13 protein-coding genes are annotated in these 17,045 nt (G+C 62.0%); 2 read left to right on the forward strand and 11 right to left on the reverse strand.

All coding sequences use genetic code 11. The annotated features are described in order from the left end of the window. Positions 1–52: 52 nt before the first annotated feature. The 8 genes from atpD to FHT28_RS24505 all read right to left on the reverse strand — a co-directional run bounded on the left by atpD (position 53) and on the right by FHT28_RS24505 (position 9,671). Positions 53–1,483, reverse strand: a complete 1,431-nt coding sequence (atpD, locus tag FHT28_RS24470) for a F0F1 ATP synthase subunit beta (protein ID WP_037196782.1) — start codon at positions 1,481–1,483, stop codon at positions 53–55. Positions 1,484–1,506: 23 nt separating this feature from the next. Next, positions 1,507–2,391, reverse strand: coding sequence for a F0F1 ATP synthase subunit gamma (locus FHT28_RS24475; protein ID WP_037196784.1), 885 nt, complete (start codon positions 2,389–2,391; stop codon positions 1,507–1,509). 29 nt (positions 2,392–2,420) lie between these two features. Continuing rightward, entirely contained in the window at positions 2,421–3,950 is a 1,530-nt protein-coding gene (gene atpA / locus FHT28_RS24480) for a F0F1 ATP synthase subunit alpha (RefSeq protein WP_037196785.1), read from the reverse strand. Next, positions 3,950–4,516, reverse strand: a complete 567-nt coding sequence (locus FHT28_RS24485; protein ID WP_080760447.1) for a F0F1 ATP synthase subunit delta — start codon at positions 4,514–4,516, stop codon at positions 3,950–3,952. The genes atpA and FHT28_RS24485 overlap by 1 nt, the downstream gene beginning before the upstream one ends. Before the next feature lie 261 nt (positions 4,517–4,777). Beyond that, positions 4,778–5,161, reverse strand: coding sequence for a hypothetical protein (locus FHT28_RS24490; protein WP_037196787.1), 384 nt, complete (start codon positions 5,159–5,161; stop codon positions 4,778–4,780). A gap of 112 nt (positions 5,162–5,273) precedes the next feature. After that, entirely contained in the window at positions 5,274–7,505 is a 2,232-nt protein-coding gene (locus tag FHT28_RS24495) for a primosomal protein N' (RefSeq protein ID WP_168597579.1), read from the reverse strand. Between the two features lie 57 nt (positions 7,506–7,562). Continuing rightward, positions 7,563–8,699, reverse strand: coding sequence for an AAA family ATPase (locus FHT28_RS24500; protein WP_047637820.1), 1,137 nt, complete (start codon positions 8,697–8,699; stop codon positions 7,563–7,565). 24 nt (positions 8,700–8,723) lie between these two features. Then, the gene (locus FHT28_RS24505) at positions 8,724–9,671 is read right to left on the reverse strand and encodes a 1-acyl-sn-glycerol-3-phosphate acyltransferase (protein ID WP_092573203.1); all 948 of its coding nucleotides are present in this window, start codon (positions 9,669–9,671) and stop codon (positions 8,724–8,726) included. 244 nt (positions 9,672–9,915) lie between these two features. Here FHT28_RS24505 and FHT28_RS24510 point away from each other — a divergent pair, with 244 nt between their 5' ends. Together FHT28_RS24510 and FHT28_RS24515 are read left to right on the forward strand one after the other, a co-directional pair. Then, a complete protein-coding gene (locus FHT28_RS24510) occupies positions 9,916–10,851 on the forward strand; it encodes a tyrosine recombinase XerC (RefSeq protein WP_037196791.1) in 936 nt (311 codons plus the stop codon). Between the two features lie 130 nt (positions 10,852–10,981). Next, positions 10,982–12,073 (forward strand): TraB/GumN family protein, encoded by a 1,092-nt coding sequence (locus tag FHT28_RS24515; protein ID WP_092573202.1) that lies wholly within the window; start codon positions 10,982–10,984, stop codon positions 12,071–12,073. On the opposite strand, the gene FHT28_RS24520 is transcribed toward FHT28_RS24515, so the two are convergent. The 3 genes from FHT28_RS24520 to lpdA all read right to left on the reverse strand — a co-directional run bounded on the left by FHT28_RS24520 (position 12,051) and on the right by lpdA (position 17,043). Further along, a complete protein-coding gene (locus FHT28_RS24520; protein WP_246704933.1) occupies positions 12,051–12,530 on the reverse strand; it encodes a DUF2867 domain-containing protein in 480 nt (159 codons plus the stop codon). The genes FHT28_RS24515 and FHT28_RS24520 overlap by 23 nt on opposite strands. Before the next feature lie 133 nt (positions 12,531–12,663). Beyond that, positions 12,664–15,522, reverse strand: a complete 2,859-nt coding sequence (locus FHT28_RS24525; protein WP_210255851.1) for a M16 family metallopeptidase — start codon at positions 15,520–15,522, stop codon at positions 12,664–12,666. Positions 15,523–15,636: 114 nt separating this feature from the next. After that, entirely contained in the window at positions 15,637–17,043 is a 1,407-nt protein-coding gene (gene lpdA, locus FHT28_RS24530; RefSeq protein WP_168597582.1) for a dihydrolipoyl dehydrogenase, read from the reverse strand. Between the last annotated feature and the right edge of the window lie 2 nt (positions 17,044–17,045).

A 17,045-nucleotide genomic window follows, 5' to 3' on the forward strand; every position in this document is an offset into this window, starting at 1 on the left:
TCATTCGCAAGGCAAGGGCGCGCGGGCAATGCCGCGCGCCGATGGATTGGCCTTAGGCAGCCAGCTTCTTGGCCTTCTCGATCGCTTCTTCGATCGAGCCGACCATGTAGAAAGCGGCTTCCGGCAGGTGGTCGTATTCGCCGTTGACCAGGCCCTTGAAGCCCTTGATCGTGTCTTCGAGCGCAACGAGCTTGCCCGGCGCACCGGTGAAGGCTTCGGCGACGAAGAACGGCTGCGACAGGAAGCGCTCGATCTTGCGGGCGCGGGCAACGGCCAGTTTGTCTTCTTCGGACAGTTCGTCCATGCCGAGGATGGCGATGATGTCCTGGAGAGCCTTGTAACGCTGCAGGGTCGACTGGACCTTACGAGCGATTTCATAGTGCTCTTCGCCGACGACCATCGGGTCGAGCATGCGCGAGGTTGAGTCGAGCGGGTCGACAGCCGGGTAGATGCCCTTTTCAGCGATCGAACGCGACAGAACCGTCGTCGCGTCCAAGTGGGCGAACGAGGTGGCCGGCGCCGGGTCGGTCAAGTCGTCGGCCGGAACGTAGATGGCCTGAACCGAGGTGATCGAGCCCTTGGTCGTCGTGGTGATGCGTTCCTGCATCTGACCCATGTCGGTGGCGAGCGTCGGCTGATAGCCCACGGCCGAAGGAATACGGCCGAGCAGAGCCGACACTTCCGAGCCTGCCTGGGTGAAGCGGAAGATGTTGTCGACGAAGAACAGAACGTCCTGGCCTTCATCGCGGAAGTTCTCGGCAACCGTCAGGCCGGTCAGAGCGACGCGGGCGCGGGCGCCCGGCGGTTCGTTCATCTGGCCGTATACCAGGGCAGCCTTGGAGCCTTCGCCGCCGCCATGCTTGTTGACGCCGGATTCGATCATTTCGTGGTAAAGGTCGTTGCCTTCGCGGGTGCGTTCACCCACGCCTGCGAACACCGAGTAACCACCGTGCGCCTTGGCAACGTTGTTGATCAGTTCCATGATGAGAACGGTCTTGCCAACGCCTGCGCCGCCGAACAGGCCGATCTTGCCGCCCTTTGCGTAAGGTGCGAGCAGGTCGACGACCTTGATGCCGGTGACCAGGATCTGGCCTTCGGTCGACTGCTCGACGTAAGACGGCGCGTCCTGGTGGATGGAGCGTTTATGGGCCGTGACCAGCGGGCCGGCTTCGTCGACGGGCTCGCCGATGACGTTCATGATACGACCGAGCGTTTCATGACCGACCGGAACCGAGATCGGCGCACCGGTATCCGAAACGATCTGGCCGCGAACCAGACCTTCGGTGGAGTCCATGGCGATCGTGCGGACCGAGTTTTCGCCGAGGTGCTGCGCGACTTCCAGAACAAGGCGGTTGCCGTTGTTGCTGGTTTCGAGAGCATTCAGGATCTTCGGCAGATCGCCATCGAAATGAACGTCAACGACGGCGCCGATAACCTGCGTAACCTTGCCGACCGAAACTGCGGCCTGAGCTGCGTCAGCCATAATCTTACCCTCTTTTCCTAGCCTCAGAGCGCTTCCGCGCCCGAAATGATTTCAATCAATTCCTTGGTGATCTGCGCCTGACGCTGACGGTTGTAGCTCAGTGTCAGCTTGTTGATCATCTCACCAGCATTGCGCGTCGCATTGTCCATCGCACTCATCTTGGCGCCCATTTCGCCGGCAACGTTCTCAAGGAGCGCGCGGAAGACCTGGACGGAGAGGTTGCGCGGGATCAGATCCTCGAGGATCGAAGCCGCATCCGGCTCGTATTCATAAACTGCACCCTTATGGGCAGCATCTTCTTCGACGGCGGCGGGAGCCGAAGCCGGGATGAGCTGCAGCCCGGTCGGCACCTGGCTGATCACCGACTTGAACTCGGAGTAGAACAGCGTGCAGACATCGAACTCGCCGGCTTCAAACATCTCGATGATGCGCTTGCCGATGGCATCCGCATTCTCGTAGCCGATGCGCTTGACGTCGCGCAGTTCCTTGCGCTCGACGATCAGGGAAGAATACTCACGACGCAGGATGTCGTAACCCTTCTTGCCGACCGTGAAGATCTTCACGGTCTTGCCTTCGGAAAGCAGCTTGCGAATGTGATCGCGGGCAAAGCGCGCGATCTGCGAATTGAAACCACCGCAAAGGCCGCGTTCAGCCGTGCAGACCACGAGCAGATGCACATCGCTCTTGCCGGTGCCGGTCATCAGCAGAGGCGCGCCGTCAGCTTCGCTGACAGCAGCCGTGATGTTGGCAAGAACGGCGCCCATGCGCTGCGAATACGGCCGCGCGGCCTCCGCTGCCTCCTGGGCACGCCGAAGCTTCGCCGCGGCGACCATTTTCATCGCCTTGGTGATCTTCTGCGTCGCCTTGACGGAGGCGATCCGGTTTTTCAGATCCTTAAGTGAAGGCATCCGGTATCCGTCCTAGAAGTGAGGTCCGATCAGGCGAAAGACTTGGCGTAGCTGTCGAGAGCAGCCGTAAGCTTGCCCTTGGTCGCGTCGCTGATAGCCTTTTCGGTCCGGATCGTATCGAGGATCTCCTTGCCTTCCGAACGGAGGTAGGACAGCAGACCCTGCTCGAACTTGCCGACCTGCGGAACCGCGACCTTGTCGAGGTAGCCGTTGACGCCGGCGAAGATCACCGCAACCTGCTCTTCCGTCTTCAGCGGCGAGAACTGCGGCTGCTTCAGGAGTTCGGTCAGGCGGGCACCGCGGTTCAGCAGACGCTGCGTTGCGGCATCGAGGTCCGAGCCGAACTGAGCGAAGGCGGCCATTTCGCGATACTGCGAGAGTTCGCCCTTGATCGAGCCGGCAACCTGCTTCATCGCCTTGATCTGCGCGGACGAACCGACGCGCGAAACCGACAGACCGACGTTAACGGCCGGACGAATGCCCTGATAGAACAGGTCGGTTTCAAGGAAGATCTGGCCGTCGGTGATCGAGATCACGTTGGTCGGAATGAAGGCCGAAACGTCGTTGCCCTGCGTTTCGATGACGGGCAGAGCGGTCAGCGAACCGGCGCCCAATTCATCGTTCATCTTGGCAGCGCGCTCGAGAAGGCGCGAATGCAGGTAGAAAACGTCGCCCGGATAGGCTTCGCGGCCCGGCGGGCGGCGCAGCAGCAGCGACATCTGGCGGTAGGAAACGGCCTGCTTCGACAGGTCGTCGTAACCGATCAGCGCATGCATGCCGTTGTCGCGGAAATATTCGCCCATGGCACAACCGGCGAACGGAGCCAAGAACTGCATCGGAGCCGGATCGGACGCCGTCGCGGCGACGATGATCGAATACTTCAGCGCGCCGCGCTCTTCGAGCACCTTGACGAACTGAGCAACGGTCGAACGCTTCTGGCCGACGGCGACGTAGACGCAGTACAGCTTTTCGCTGTCCGGGCCGGCATCGTGGATGGCCTTCTGGTTCAGGATCGTGTCGAGAAGAATGGCGGTCTTGCCGGTCTGGCGGTCGCCGATGACGAGCTCGCGCTGGCCGCGTCCCACAGGGATCAGCGCATCGATGGCCTTGAGGCCGGTCGACATCGGCTCATGAACCGACTTGCGCGGAATGATGCCCGGAGCTTTCACGTCGACGCGCGAACGGCGGGTCGCATTGATCGGGCCTTTGCCGTCGATCGGATTGCCGAGCGCGTCGACGACGCGGCCAAGCAGTTCCGGACCGACCGGAACGTCGACGATCGCGCCGGTGCGCTTGACGGTGTCGCCTTCCTTGATGTCGCGGTCGGAGCCGAAGATGACCACACCGACGTTGTCGGCTTCAAGGTTCAGCGCCATGCCGCGGATGCCACCCGGGAATTCGACCATTTCGCCGGCCTGGACGTTATCCAGACCGTAGACGCGGGCGATACCGTCACCGACGGAAAGAACCTGGCCGACTTCGGAGACTTCAGCTTCCTTGCCGAAATTTTTGATCTGATCTTTCAGAATTGCGGAAATTTCCGCGGCGCGGATATCCATCAGCCGACCTCTTTCAATGCAAGCTTAAGGGTGGAGAGTTTGGTGCGAAGGGACGTATCGATCTGACGCGAACCAACCTTGACGATCAGGCCGCCGAGGATCGACGGATCGACCGTGACGGCAATCGCCACGTCCTTGCCGGTGACGCCCTTCAGCGCCGCCTTCAATTCATCTTCCTGCGCTTGGGTAAGCGCATGCGCCGAGGTGACCTCGGCGGAAATCTCGCCGCGATGCTGGGCGGCGATGATACGGAAAGCCTTGATCATGCCCGGCAGCGCAAAGAGGCGCCGGTTCTTGGCCACAAGCTTCAGAAAATTGGTAACGAAGGCGCCGAAGCCAGCTTTAGTCGCCAGCGCCTCAATCGCGCCGACCTGCTCCTCAGACGAAAAGACCGGACTGAGGACGAAGCGCTTCAGATCGGCGCTGTCATCGAGCATGGCTTGGAACCGATCAAGATCGGCGGTCACTGTCGGTACTGCGCCCTCCTCAAGGGCCAATTCGAACAATGACGAGGCATATCGTTCTGCAACACCAGAAATATGCTGGGATGTGTCTGCCACGGGCACAAATTTCCCTGATTTCAACCCAAGAACTCGGCTTCCGGGTGACGGAAGCCATATATCCTTGAATTCGTTTTGATTTCCCCCAGAAATCAGCAGGAGTACGTTCCTACCTCATCCGAAATTCGGGGTTCGTCTAACATAGGATATTGAGACTCGCAACACGCGTATCCACGGAATACGCCATTCGGGTGAAATTATGATGGCAAAAATCGAAAAGCGTGGGGATAGCGCAGGGAAATAAGGCCACGCCGAGCCTATTTCAGTTCAAATATAGCCCATTCCGTAGAGAAGCGGTAGAGCGGCCAGAATCGCCTGCACAACCAGAAGGAGAAGATTCAAGAATACACTTCCACGATCCGACATGATCGAAAGGATACGGCCGAACGCCGCAACGCCGAAGGAGGCGCCAAGCGCCAGATAGATCATAGGCTGAGCCAGCAGAATCGCCACCAGCCCGAAGCCGGCAAGGAAGCCGCCCGCCGACCGCGCCTCGGCATAGGCTTCGGATCGCCCCTCGCGCACCTGCAATCGAAGGAAGCGATAAGTGTAGCCCGGCGCGAACATCATGACGAGACCGATCAGCGCCGTAGACGCCGCCGAGCAAAAGGCAAGCTGCTCGCCGAATTCGGTCGGAAAATAGAATTCCATCGGTCGCCCCTAGAAGATCGATCGGTGCGCAAATCACCTGAATGAGACGGCCGACTTATGGCATGATCCGGCGGAGCAGGGAAAGGCATGCCGCCATATCAGCCGGGTCAAATCACAGAAAGCTCTGTGGATCGATATCGAGCTGCACCTGCACCGAGCCGCGCTCCCTGGGCGATTGCGCCAGCATGGCCCGAAGAAACCCCTGCATGTCGGAATTGCGCCGGCCGTGCACGAGCAGCCGGAACCGGTGGCGGCCGCGCACCAGCGCTAACGGCGCTTCCGCCGGCCCGAGCACGGAAATGCCCTGCACCTGCGGCGCGGCGTTGCGCATGCTGCGGGCATGGGTCTCCGCATCCTGGCGGGTTTCGGCCGAAACGATGATCGAGGCGAGCCGGCCGAAGGGCGGCAGCACCGCCCTCTCGCGCTCGGAAATCTCGCGCTCGTAGAAGGCGCCGGCATCGCCTGAGACGATCGCCTGCATGACGGGGTGCTGCGGCTGGTAGGTCTGCAGCAATCCGTGGCTCTTCAGCCCGGTTCTGCCGGCGCGTCCCGTCACCTGAGACAAAAGCTGGAATGTCCGCTCGGCGGCGCGCGGATCGCCATTGGCAAGGCCGAGATCGGCGTCGACAATGCCGACCAGCGTCATCAGCGGAAAATTGTGGCCCTTGGCGACCAACTGCGTGCCGATGACGATATCCGCCTCGCCCTTGGCAATGGCTTCGAGCTCCAATCTCAGCCGCTTGACGCCGCCCATGATGTCGGAAGAAAGCATGATCGTCCGCGCTTCGGGAAAGTGCCGCTCCACTTCCTCGGCAATGCGCTCGACGCCGGGCCCGCAGGCAACGAGGTGGTCGAGCGTGCCGCATTCCGGGCAGGCTTCCGGCGTGCGCTCGGCATAGCCGCATTGATGGCACTGGATCTGGCCGCGAAACCGGTGCTCCACCAGCCAGCTTGAACATTGCGGGCACTGGAAACGATGGCCGCAAACGCGGCAAAGCGTCAGCGGCGCATAGCCGCGCCTGTTGAGGAACAGCAACGCCTGCTCGCCCTTGGCAACCGTCTTGCCGATGGCGCGGAGCAAGACAGGCGAGAGGAAGCCGCCGCGTTCCGGCGCGTGGCGGCGCATGTCGACCAGATGCAGGTCGGGAAGAGCGGCATCGCCGAAGCGCGTCGGCAGGTGAATGGTGGTGTAGCGCCCGCTCTGTCCGTTGACCTGGCTTTCGACCGAGGGCGTGGCGGAAACCAGCACGACGGGAAAATCGCCGATGCGGCCGCGCACGACGGCCATGTCGCGCGCATTGTAATAAACGCGATCCTCCTGCTTATAGGCCGGATCGTGCTCCTCGTCGACGATGATCAGGCCGAGGTCCTCGAAGGGCAGGAACAGCGCCGAGCGCGCCCCGGCCACGACCCTGACCTCGCCCGTCACCGCCTGCCGCCAGACCTTCTCGCGCGTACGCGGCGCGAGATCCGAGTGCCATTCCGCCGGCTTGGCGCCGAAGCGATCCTGGAAGCGCTCCAAGAAACTTGCCGTCAGCGCGATCTCGGGCAGTAGGATCAACACCTGCTTGCCGCGCCTCAGCGTTTCGGCGATCGCCTCGAAATAGACCTCCGTCTTGCCGGAGCCGGTAACGCCGTCGATCAGCGAGACGGAGAACTCGCCCTTGCGCACATCGACCAATATCTCGTCGGCCGCCTCCTTCTGCGGCCCCTCCAGCCGCGAGCCGATATAATCCGGATCGGGCCGGGCGACGACGGGTGGCGGCGGCAGGAAGATGGTTTCGAAAATACCTTGCGAGATCAGCCCATCGACGACGCTGGTGGAAACGCCGGCCGCATGCGCCAGGCCAATGCGCGTCCATGACAGCCCGTCGGCGGCAGTCTCCATGACCTTGGCGCGCGCCGGCGTCAGCCGCTCCGGCTGTCCGCCGATGAAGCGCAACCCCTCGATCATCGGCTCGGGATCGAAGGCGGCCGGCGCGCGCAAGGCCATGCGCGCCACCAGCCCCGGCGGCGACAGCGTATAGGTGGCAACCCAATCGATGAAATCGCGCATATGCTTGCCGAGCGGCGGGCAATCGAACACACGACTGATGGGGCGAAGCTTCTTCGGATCGACGCCGCCATCCTCGTCGCCATCCCAGACGACGCCGATGACCTGCCTCGGCCCGAGCGGCACCTGCACGACAGAACCCGGCTCGACCGCCATCCCCTCAGGCACCGCATAGGAATAGGCCTTCGGCGCCGGCAACGGCACCAAAACCGGAACCGTGCGGCTCATCACAAGTTTCGCGGGCGCAGCCTCGAAAAGCGCACCGAACAGATCGGAAGAATCTTTATTCATTGCGCCAGACCATGCCCCGGACGGGCACAAAAGAAAACCCGGATTGCCGGATTGCCACTATTCGTCTTCATCGTCGATCACACCGGTCAGCCGCATGCCGTCGATCCAGGTGGCACCATCTTCGCGGATCACCCGGCGCGGCCGCACGCCGCAGCGCTCGCGCACGGCAGCGGCCAGAACCTCCGAGTGGGTGACGATCCAGATTTGGCTGGTCTTGGCCGCTTGCGCGATCATCTCGGCAAGCGGCACCAGCATGTCGGGATGCAGGCTCGCCTCCGGCTCGTTGAGCGCGATCAGCGGCGGCAGGCGATAGGACATCAGCGCAGCCGCCAGGCCGAGGAAACGGATCTGGCCGTCGGACAATTCGCGCGGCTGAAAGACGCGCCTCGGGAATTCGGGCAGCATCAGGCCGAAATCCGCCGTCTCCTGCGGTTCCGGCACGACGAGACGCGCCCCACCAAGGGCGGCGGCAATGACGCGATCGAGTTCAACGGTATCTTCGCGCGTGTGAACAAGCGTGGCGAAGACGGCAGCGATATTGGCGCCGTCCTCGTCCAACATCGGAGAAGTCACCGCAAGGCATGGCGCACGCAGCGGCGAGCCGCGATCGGTGCGAAAGCCATGGTAGAACCGCCAGGCATCGACGGCCCGTCGGAACGTGCCGACTTCCGGATAATATCCGGCATCGCCGAGCAGAGCGATCGCCGTTTCGGATGTCAGCGCCTGCTCGGGATGCGCCTGCATGCGGCCATTCTCGCCACGAACGGAAATGCCCGGTCCGTCGCGCTTCATCATCGTTACCGACCGCCGGCCCGTTTCGATCGACAATTCCTCAGCCTTGACTTGCGGCTCCAATGGAAAGCCGGCAGAGGCAAGCGGCGGCCGCATGCCGGCCTCGATCCAATAGCGGAAGGTCGCTGCCCGCTCCATGTCGAGCAGCTCGACATCGAAGCGGATGCGGGCTGATTCATGCGAGCGCCGCTTGCCCGACCACATGGCCGAGAACATGCCGCCCTCGCTGGAAATCTCATGCGCCAGCCGCCCACGGACCGCCGCCTGTACGAGCTGCAGCGAACGATAGAGATTGGATTTGCCGACGCCATTCTCGCCGATGAACAGGTTGACATCAGCGAGATCCATTCGGATCGAACGCAAAGAGCGGTAATTCTGGGCGAACATCGAGCGAAGTTGCATGCCCCGGTCTAGCCGATTCCCGATTTAAAGAGAATGCGCGGCCAAGGCCTCGTCCTGCCGCCTGGGCGAAACGAGCGGCGAGAACCTCGCATTGCCGTCAGCCGCAAGATCGACGACCGTGTGTTTCTCCAGCGCTTTCGTCACCTCGTTGACGTCGCCGTCCAGATGCTCGACGGGAATGAGATTGCCGACGAGGAAGTCGAACTGGTCGCCGCGCTTGTTCAGAAGCTCGTGAAAGACAGTCATATCGCGCAGCTCGGTCGACCATCTGGCGAGCCAGTAGAACAGGCCGGAATTGCGCGCCGTCAGGTGCACCGGCAGGATCGGCAGATTGTATTTGCGGGCCAGACCCACGGCGGATGTCTTCCACGGACGCTCGTTCAGCTTGCCGTCCGCCCAATAGGCGATGCGGCCGGACGGAAAAAGCACGGTGACCTTGCCGTCGGCGACGGCGCGATTGGTCAGCTGCAGTGTCTCGCGCGTCTTCGGCTTGCTCTTGTGCTCCTCTCGCCATTCTACCGGAATGATCATCTCGGCGAAACGCGGATTGACGCGGACGGCATCGCGATTGGCAAAGATCATCATGTCAGGCCGGCGCGATTTCAGGAGATCGAAAACGGCGACGCCGTCGGCAATGCCGGTGGGATGATTGCTGACGAGAATGAACCCGCCGGATGCCGGGATGCGATCGGCGTGGGTGACGTCGATGTCGAGCTGGAGCAGATCGCTCATATATTCGAAGCATTGAAAGCCGGACAACTTGGCGACATCATTGGCGAATTCGATCGCCTTGTTGTAGCGCAGCAGCGTGTAGAGAAAGGGGCGCATGACCGGCCAGAGCGGATTGCGAACGATCTTTTCGCCACGTTCGGCGATCAGCATATCGACAATATGTCCCGGCTGACCCTGCGACACCAAAGCGATCGCTTCTGCAATCTGTCCCAATGCAGTTATCGAACCGCGGCGTGCCATGAAGTATCCTGAATGGTTGGGGTATATTCTATTGCAACCGAATATGATCGAAGCATGACAAGCGCCTCGCATATAGCCGCCAAATCATCGGGGATTTAGGAACCGGCCCATATGCAGTTTTTTGGAGTGCCGTTGCTCCCGCAGCACATCGGAAATGCAAGCAGTGCAACGGGAAAGTTAGTGATTCCATAACCTTCCCTAATTCAAAGTGGCAGAAGGAATTTGAATTTCAAGGGGTTTTCCACTGAACGAATTGTTGATCATTGCCGACTCAAGGTTGATGGCGGAGCGTAGCCGCTGGCTCGACGCGCTCGGTCAGGAGCGGCGGCTCTCCGCCCACACGCTGAATGCCTACGAGCGCGACACGCGGCAATTCCTCACCTTTCTCACCGGCCATCTCGGCGGCCCGGCAACGATCGCGGATATTCACGCGCTGCGCCCCGCCGATTTTCGCGGTTTTCTCGCCGCGCGCCGAAAAGAAGGGGCCGGCGCCCGTTCGCTCGGGCGCAATCTTGCCGGCCTTCGGTCGCTGCTGCGCTATCTCGAAAAGAAAGGCCTGGTGAATGCCGCAGGCGCGGCGGCCGTGCGCTCGCCGAAACAGCCGAAATCGCTTCCCAAGCCGCTTTCCGATACGCAGGCCATCACGGTGGTCAGCGATGAGGCACAGTTGCATGAGGAGCCATGGATCGCTGCGCGCGATGCGGCCGTGCTGACCCTGCTCTACGGCTGCGGCCTGCGCATTTCCGAAGCGCTGGATCTGAAGCCGCAGGATATGCCGCCGGGCGCGACTGCGCTGCGCATCACCGGCAAGGGCAACAAGACGCGGCTGGTGCCGCTACTATCAATCGTCGTCGAGGCGGTCGATCACTATCGCGCGCTCTGCCCCTATCATCTCGACGCGGACGGCCCCCTCTTTCGCGGCGCGCGCGGCGGCAAGCTGCAGCCGGGCATCATCCAGCACGGCATGCAGAAACTGCGCAGCGCCTTCGGCTTGCCCGATACCGCCACGCCGCATGCCTTGCGCCACTCCTTCGCGACGCATCTGCTGGCGGGCGGAGGGGACCTGCGCACCATCCAGGAATTGCTCGGCCATGCCAGCCTGTCGACGACGCAGGTCTATACCGGCGTCGATTCCTCGCGGCTTCTGGAAGTCTACGATCGCGCCCATCCGCGAGCGTAAGAAAAGATTAACCCCTTGCGTTAAGGGAATATGCGTTTCGCAAGGATAGAGCAGAAACATGTTTCGACATGCCTCCCGAAAGCCGCTTTCGAGCTTTAGAAGTCATGTCCTCTGCCAGCGGAAGGTTTAGATGATTTCTGCCCTCGGATCCAGGACGATGCGGTCACCGACGCCGGCGATCGGTGGCATGCTCCTTTGGCTCGCCACGGCCTTTCCGCTGATGCTGGCGATCATATTGATCGCAACCATGCTGACGCTGCAATCGGCGCACGCCGATGAGACGGTGTCCGACAGCTGCGGCGGCAAGGATCTGATGGCGGAGCTGCAGAAAACCGATCCTGCCAAATATGCCTCCATCATCGCGGCAGGCGATAAAGTGGAAAACGGCAAGGGCATCTTCTGGAAGATCGAGAAATCAGGCCTGAAGCCTTCCTGGCTGCTCGGCACCATGCATGTCTCGGATTCGCGCGTGCTCACCATGCCGAAGGGCGCGCCGGAGGCCGTAGCGGCCGCCGATACGATCGTCGTCGAATCCGACGAAATTCTCGATGACAAGAGGGCAGCCGCGGCCCTCTTCGCCAATCCGTCGCTGACGATGCTCACCGACGGCTCGACCATCAGCCAGCATCTGTCGCCCGAGGATAACGCCAAGCTCGAAGCGGGACTGAAGGCGCGCGGCATTGCGCTTGCCGCTGTCTCCCGCATGCAACCCTGGCTGATTTCGAGCTCTTTCGAGATGACCGGCTGCGAAATCCACCGCAAGACCGCCGGCGCGAAATTCCTCGATCAGAAGCTGGCAAGCGACGCCGCCGCCGAGGGCAAGCAGGTCAAGGGCCTGGAGACGCTGGCCGAGCAGGCCAAGGCCATGAGCGATCTGCCCATCGCGCTGCATCTGAAGTCGCTGATCCAGACGCTCGAACTCGGCGACAAGATCAACGACGTCAACGAAACGATGACCGATCTCTATCGTGCCGGCAATATCGGCGCGATGATCCCGATGCTGAAGGTAATCGAGCCGGACCAGAACATCTCTGACGACGACACGGCGGCCTTCGAGCAGCGCATCATCCTCGATCGCAACAAGGTGATGGCCGAACGCTCCGCACCGATCCTCGACAAGGGCAACGCCTTCATCGCCGTCGGCGCGCTGCATCTGGCCGGCGACCAGGGCCTGGTAGCGCTGCTGCGCAAGCAGGGCTTCACGGTAACGGCAGTAAACTGACCGCGCTCATCCGTCTGCCGAAATTGGCGAGCATTGTTATGACGATCAGCCGGTGGAATGGTGTAATCAGCGCTATATAGATCCGCCCGAGCCATATCTTTCGCCTGACCAATGTCGTCGCATCGACCAGCCGACGCCCCTGATCGTCGTGCCGCACGTCGATGACGACACGAAAATCGAGGTGGCGATCGTCGAACCCCAGAACGACTTGATTGTCCGACTTGCTAACGACCGGAAAGAAACCGATCGTTTCCAGCTCATCCGCCACCAGGCTACGGCTGGATCTCAATCCGAACAGACCAGTCACGGCGTCGCGCAGCCGCACCAATAGCCGCACCCACAGCGGAAACCGGCCAAGCATGGCATGCGCAGCCGTAATTGCCGTAAAATCCGATCTCGCGACCTGCAGCTCATAGCAATCCGCCCAATCCGCACCCGGCAGCGCGGGATGCGGCATATACGGTATCACCATCCGAGGCCTTGCAGACATCGTCTCGCCCGTTGCGTCCATCCCCGCAAGCTATCACACTCAGCACATCAACCTGAACAGACAAATGCCGGCTGCGACGATTGTGCAGATGGACGGCCGGCTAGCGCACAGCCGATCCGTTAGCCGGCAATATTTTCATACGCCAGGACGTCTCCGGCTTCAGATAGGCTGTCGCAATTGCGCGGACATCCTGCGCTGTTATGGACTGGTAGCCGTTGATGCTGCCGCGAATCCGTTCGAGACGCCGGGCATCCGTCTGGGCACCATGCAAGCTCTCCAGCCAATAGCCGTTGGTCTGCTGCGAACGCTTTATCTCCTCCACGATCGGAGCCTTGGCGCGCGTGAGCTCGTCCGGCGAAACGTCCCTATCCCGCAAATCGGCGCTGATCTTGTCCACCAGATTGAAGAAATGATCCACCTTCGCCGGAACTGTCTCGACGTAGACATAGGCAAAGCCATAGCCCGGGATCGATCTGGACAGGTCGACGTCGCCCTGTGGACTGTAAGTCGCGCCCTCGGCAATGCGGAACTGATCGATCAGGCGATTCCGGAAGATCGCTCCTGTAACATTGGCGGCAACGGCGCGCGGCAAATCGGAGAGAAAATCGCCGATCGGCATGGCAACAAGCGCGCCGGCATTGTCGCTTCGCCCGTCCTGAAGCCGCACGACCGGTTCCGGCGTCGGTGCCGGAAAAAGCGCGCTGCTGTCGGTCCGCACCTGCGCATCGGGCCGGGCCGGCAGCGCACCGAAGGTCTGTGCGGTCATGCGGATCGCATCATCCACCTGAACATCGCCGGCGATGATGACTTCGATCTGCCCCCTGGAAAGGAACGGCCGCAAGAGTGCCTCGAAATCTTCCGGCTTGGTGTTGAGCAACTGTGTCCGGTCCGGAAAAGTCCAGCGCGGATCATTAGAATGCAAAAGCCCGGGAAGATCGCGGCCGACCACGGTCCCTGGCGTTGCCTGAAGCTGCGTCAGACTGTTCAGATAGGCCTGTTGCACCCGCTTGAAGACATCAGGACGGTAGGCTGGATCGGAGACATAGGCCGTCAGAAGCTGCAATTGCGTCGCCAGGTCGCTCGGCCGCGTCGCCCCCTCGAACCTGAAGGAGCCATCCTGGATGGAAAAGTCGCTGCCGACGACGTTGCTGGCGAACGCCTTCTGCAAGTCATCGTAGCTGATTGCTTTGAGGCCGGACAGCGGCACCGCCGGCGCCGCCCATATTGGCAGCGGGCGGTCATGCGGCAGATCGAGCCGGCCGCGACCGATATTCGCACGAACCAGGACTTCGTCGGCGCGGAGCTTTGTCGGCTTGACGGTCAGGCGGACGCCGTTGGCAAAGCGTACCATCGTCACGCCGAGATCATCGACGACTCGCTGTTCGACGACGGCTCCGGCCTTCCCGAAATCGGTATACGCCCAGACGGCCGCTGTCGTATGCTCCGGCGCAATAACCGGCACGTCGCGCGAGTCCGCATAGGCCTTTTCAACAGCCGCGACACCGCCCTCGGGCATTTGCGGGATCTGCAGTACCAGTTGCGGACCGTTGCCCGCAAAGGCAGCCTGGAGACTCTGGTTGACCTCGGCCGCTGTCAAGCCTTTCATCGCAGCATCGAAGAGCGAGAGGTCTTCCGCCGGCGAGGTGAAGACCACGCCTTCGCCGACACTCCAGGCCAAAGATCCGGCAATGTCCGGGCTCGTGCGCGTTGCAGCGCCGCCCGCAGCCGCCTGCAGTGTCGACCGGTATTCGGCAATCTCGCGATCGATCTCGCTTTGCGCAGCACCGAACTCGGCAATGCGGCGCTGCTCCTGATCGATGGCGGCAAGCGCCGCCTGCCACTTGTCGGGATCGCTATCGGCGGCAATCATCGTGACGTGCGCGGACTTCAACAGATCCTGAGAACCGGCCTGCGCGCTGACGAAGGGCGGGTTGGGCTGTTGCGCCAGAACGGAGATGCGCCGGTTGAGAACAGCCAGCCCTATCCCGTCGATCAACTGCTGACGACGCTTGGCAACCGTGTCCTGCGAACCATCATAGGGACGCGTCCAGGCGATCTGCACGCGGGTGGCGCCACCCGGCACAACCACGGTTCCGACGCGCTCCCCGTGTTTTTCAAGAGCGCCCAGATCGGGCTCCGCCGGCGCCGGTGTATTTGACATCCAATTGCTGAAGCGGCTGCGGATGTCGGCTTCGAGGGCCGCCGCATCGATATCGCCGACCACGATCAGCGTGGCGCGTTCCGGCCGATAATTGGTGCGATAATAGTCCCGCACCAGATCGACCGGTGCGTTGCTGATGATGTCAGTCTTGCCGATAGGCGGACGCAGCAGCACGCGCTGGCCGGGCAGCAGCAGGTTCATGAAGCCGGTTCCGCCCCGATATTGCGGCGTATCGCGCAGCTTCTCCTCCGAGAGGATGACGCCGCGCTCGCGGTCGAAGGCGCCGGCGTCCAGCGTGAGTTCGCTCGCCGTCTCGCGCATCAGCATCAGGCCGGTGGAAACCGTCTCGGCATCGGCCTCAGGCAGATCGAGCGCATAGACGGTTTCGTTGTAGCTGGTCGAAGCGTTCGTATCCGCGCCGAAGGCCAGGCCGAGGCGCTGGAGGATTCGGGTCATCTCGCCTTCGGGAACGTGGGTCGAACCCTTGAACGCCATATGTTCGAGAAAATGCGCCAGCCCCTGCTGATCGTCTTTTTCCTGGAGCGAACCGGTGCCGATGCGAAACCGGATCGCCACCTGCCCCGCAGGCGTCGCATTATGCATGATGGCGAAACGCATACCGTTGGGCAGCGTGCCGAAACGGAGATCGGGCTCCGCCGGCAGATCGCTGGCGGCCTGCGGCCAACCGACATCAGGCGTTTCGGCATGAGCCGGGAGCACACCGGTCGCTAGGACCGTGAAGGCGACAACAATGAACAGTTGTAGGGATGCGGCAATAGCTGGGATTTGGCGTGACATGCTTGCTTCGGTGATTGGGGGAGCTTCGATGATGCGATGCACGAGAGGCCCCGTTCATCGCATCATCGCATGTGCATTGCAATCCCAGTATTCGACCGAGCTTAAACGCCGTTCTTACATGTGGATCGGCTTGAAGAAGGTCGCAAGCGCTGCCTCCTTCACGGCTTCCGACATGGTCGGATGCGCATGGCAGGTGCGGCCGAGATCTTCCGACGACCCACCGAATTCCATCAGCACGGTAATCTCGTGGATCATCTCACCGGCGCCGAAGCCGACGATATGGCCACCCAGAACCCGGTCCGTTTCCTTGTCGGCCAGGATCTTGACGAAACCATCGGTCGCCAGCATGGCGCGGGCGCGGCCGTTGGCGGAGAACGGGAACTTGCCGACCTTGTAGGCGACGCCCGCGGCCTTCAGCTCTTCCTCGGTCTTACCGACGGAGGCGACTTCCGGCTGGGTGTAGACGACGCTCGGGATGACGTCGTAGTTCACATGGCCCGCCTGGCCGGCGAGGATCTCGGCGAGCGCCACGCCCTCGTCTTCCGCCTTGTGCGCCAGCATCGGGCCCTTCACCACGTCGCCGATGGCATAGATGCCGGCGACGTTGGTCTTGAAGTGGCCGTCGATCTCGACGCGGCCGCGATTGTCGAGCACGACGCCGGCCTCTTCCAGGCCGAGGCCTGCCGTATAGGGCTTGCGGCCAGTCGCGACCAGCACGACATCGGCGTCGAGCACGACCTTGTCGCCGCCCTTGACCGGCTCGAAGGTAACCTTCGCGCCACCGCCGGACTTCTCGACGCCGACCACCTTGGCGCCGAGATGGAATTCCACGCCCTGCTTGGCCAGCATGCGCTGGAACTGCTTGGAGACTTCGCCGTCCATGCCGCCGAGGATGGTGTCGAGATATTCGACGACGGTAACCTTGGCGCCGAGGCGCGACCACACCGAGCCGAGCTCGAGGCCGATGACGCCGCCGCCGACGACGATCATCTTGCCCGGCACCTTGTCGAGCGCGATGCCGCCGGTGGAGGAGATGATGATCTTCTCATCGATTTCGAGCGGCACGCCCGGAATGCCGGCAACGTCGGAGCCGGTGGCGATGACGATGTTCTTGCCCTCGATCTCCGTCACCTTGCCGTCGTCAGCCGTCACGGCAACCTTGCCGGCGGAAACGATCTTGCCGGTGCCCTGGAAGGCATCGATCTTGTTCTTCTTGAAGAGGAAGGCGACGCCATCGACATTCGACTTAACCGTCGCGTCCTTGTGGGCCATCATCTTGCCAAGGTTCAGCGTCGGCGCTGCAACCTCGACGCCTAGCGCGTCCATGCCATGGCCGGCCTGATGGAACACTTCGGAAGCGTGCAGCAGCGCCTTGGAGGGAATGCAGCCGATGTTGAGGCAGGTACCGCCAAAGGTCACTCGCTTTTCGACGACCGCCACCTTCAGGCCGAGCTGCGCCGCCTTGACTGCGCAGACATAGCCGCCCGGGCCGGTTCCGATAATGATCACATCGTAGGACATGG

Origin of the sequence: Rhizobium sp. SG570 (assembly GCF_012275345.1) — a bacterium.
Classification (GTDB): domain Bacteria; phylum Pseudomonadota; class Alphaproteobacteria; order Rhizobiales; family Rhizobiaceae; genus Rhizobium; species Rhizobium lusitanum.

Coding starts and splice junctions, on each gene's coding strand:
- atpD (WP_037196782.1), bottom strand. CDS start 1,483: ATGGCTGACGCAGCTCAGGCCGCAGTTTCGGTCGGCAAGGTTACGCAG.
- FHT28_RS24475 (WP_037196784.1), bottom strand. CDS start 2,391: ATGCCTTCACTTAAGGATCTGAAAAACCGGATCGCCTCCGTCAAGGCG.
- atpA (WP_037196785.1), bottom strand. CDS start 3,950: ATGGATATCCGCGCCGCGGAAATTTCCGCAATTCTGAAAGATCAGATC.
- FHT28_RS24490 (WP_037196787.1), bottom strand. CDS start 5,161: ATGGAATTCTATTTTCCGACCGAATTCGGCGAGCAGCTTGCCTTTTGC.
- FHT28_RS24495 (WP_168597579.1), bottom strand. CDS start 7,505: ATGAATAAAGATTCTTCCGATCTGTTCGGTGCGCTTTTCGAGGCTGCG.
- FHT28_RS24500 (WP_047637820.1), bottom strand. CDS start 8,699: ATGCAACTTCGCTCGATGTTCGCCCAGAATTACCGCTCTTTGCGTTCG.
- FHT28_RS24505 (WP_092573203.1), bottom strand. CDS start 9,671: ATGGCACGCCGCGGTTCGATAACTGCATTGGGACAGATTGCAGAAGCG.
- FHT28_RS24515 (WP_092573202.1), top strand. CDS start 10,982: ATGATTTCTGCCCTCGGATCCAGGACGATGCGGTCACCGACGCCGGCG.
- FHT28_RS24520 (WP_246704933.1), bottom strand. CDS start 12,530: ATGCCGCATCCCGCGCTGCCGGGTGCGGATTGGGCGGATTGCTATGAG.
- FHT28_RS24525 (WP_210255851.1), bottom strand. CDS start 15,522: ATGTCACGCCAAATCCCAGCTATTGCCGCATCCCTACAACTGTTCATT.
- lpdA (WP_168597582.1), bottom strand. CDS start 17,043: ATGTCCTACGATGTGATCATTATCGGAACCGGCCCGGGCGGCTATGTC.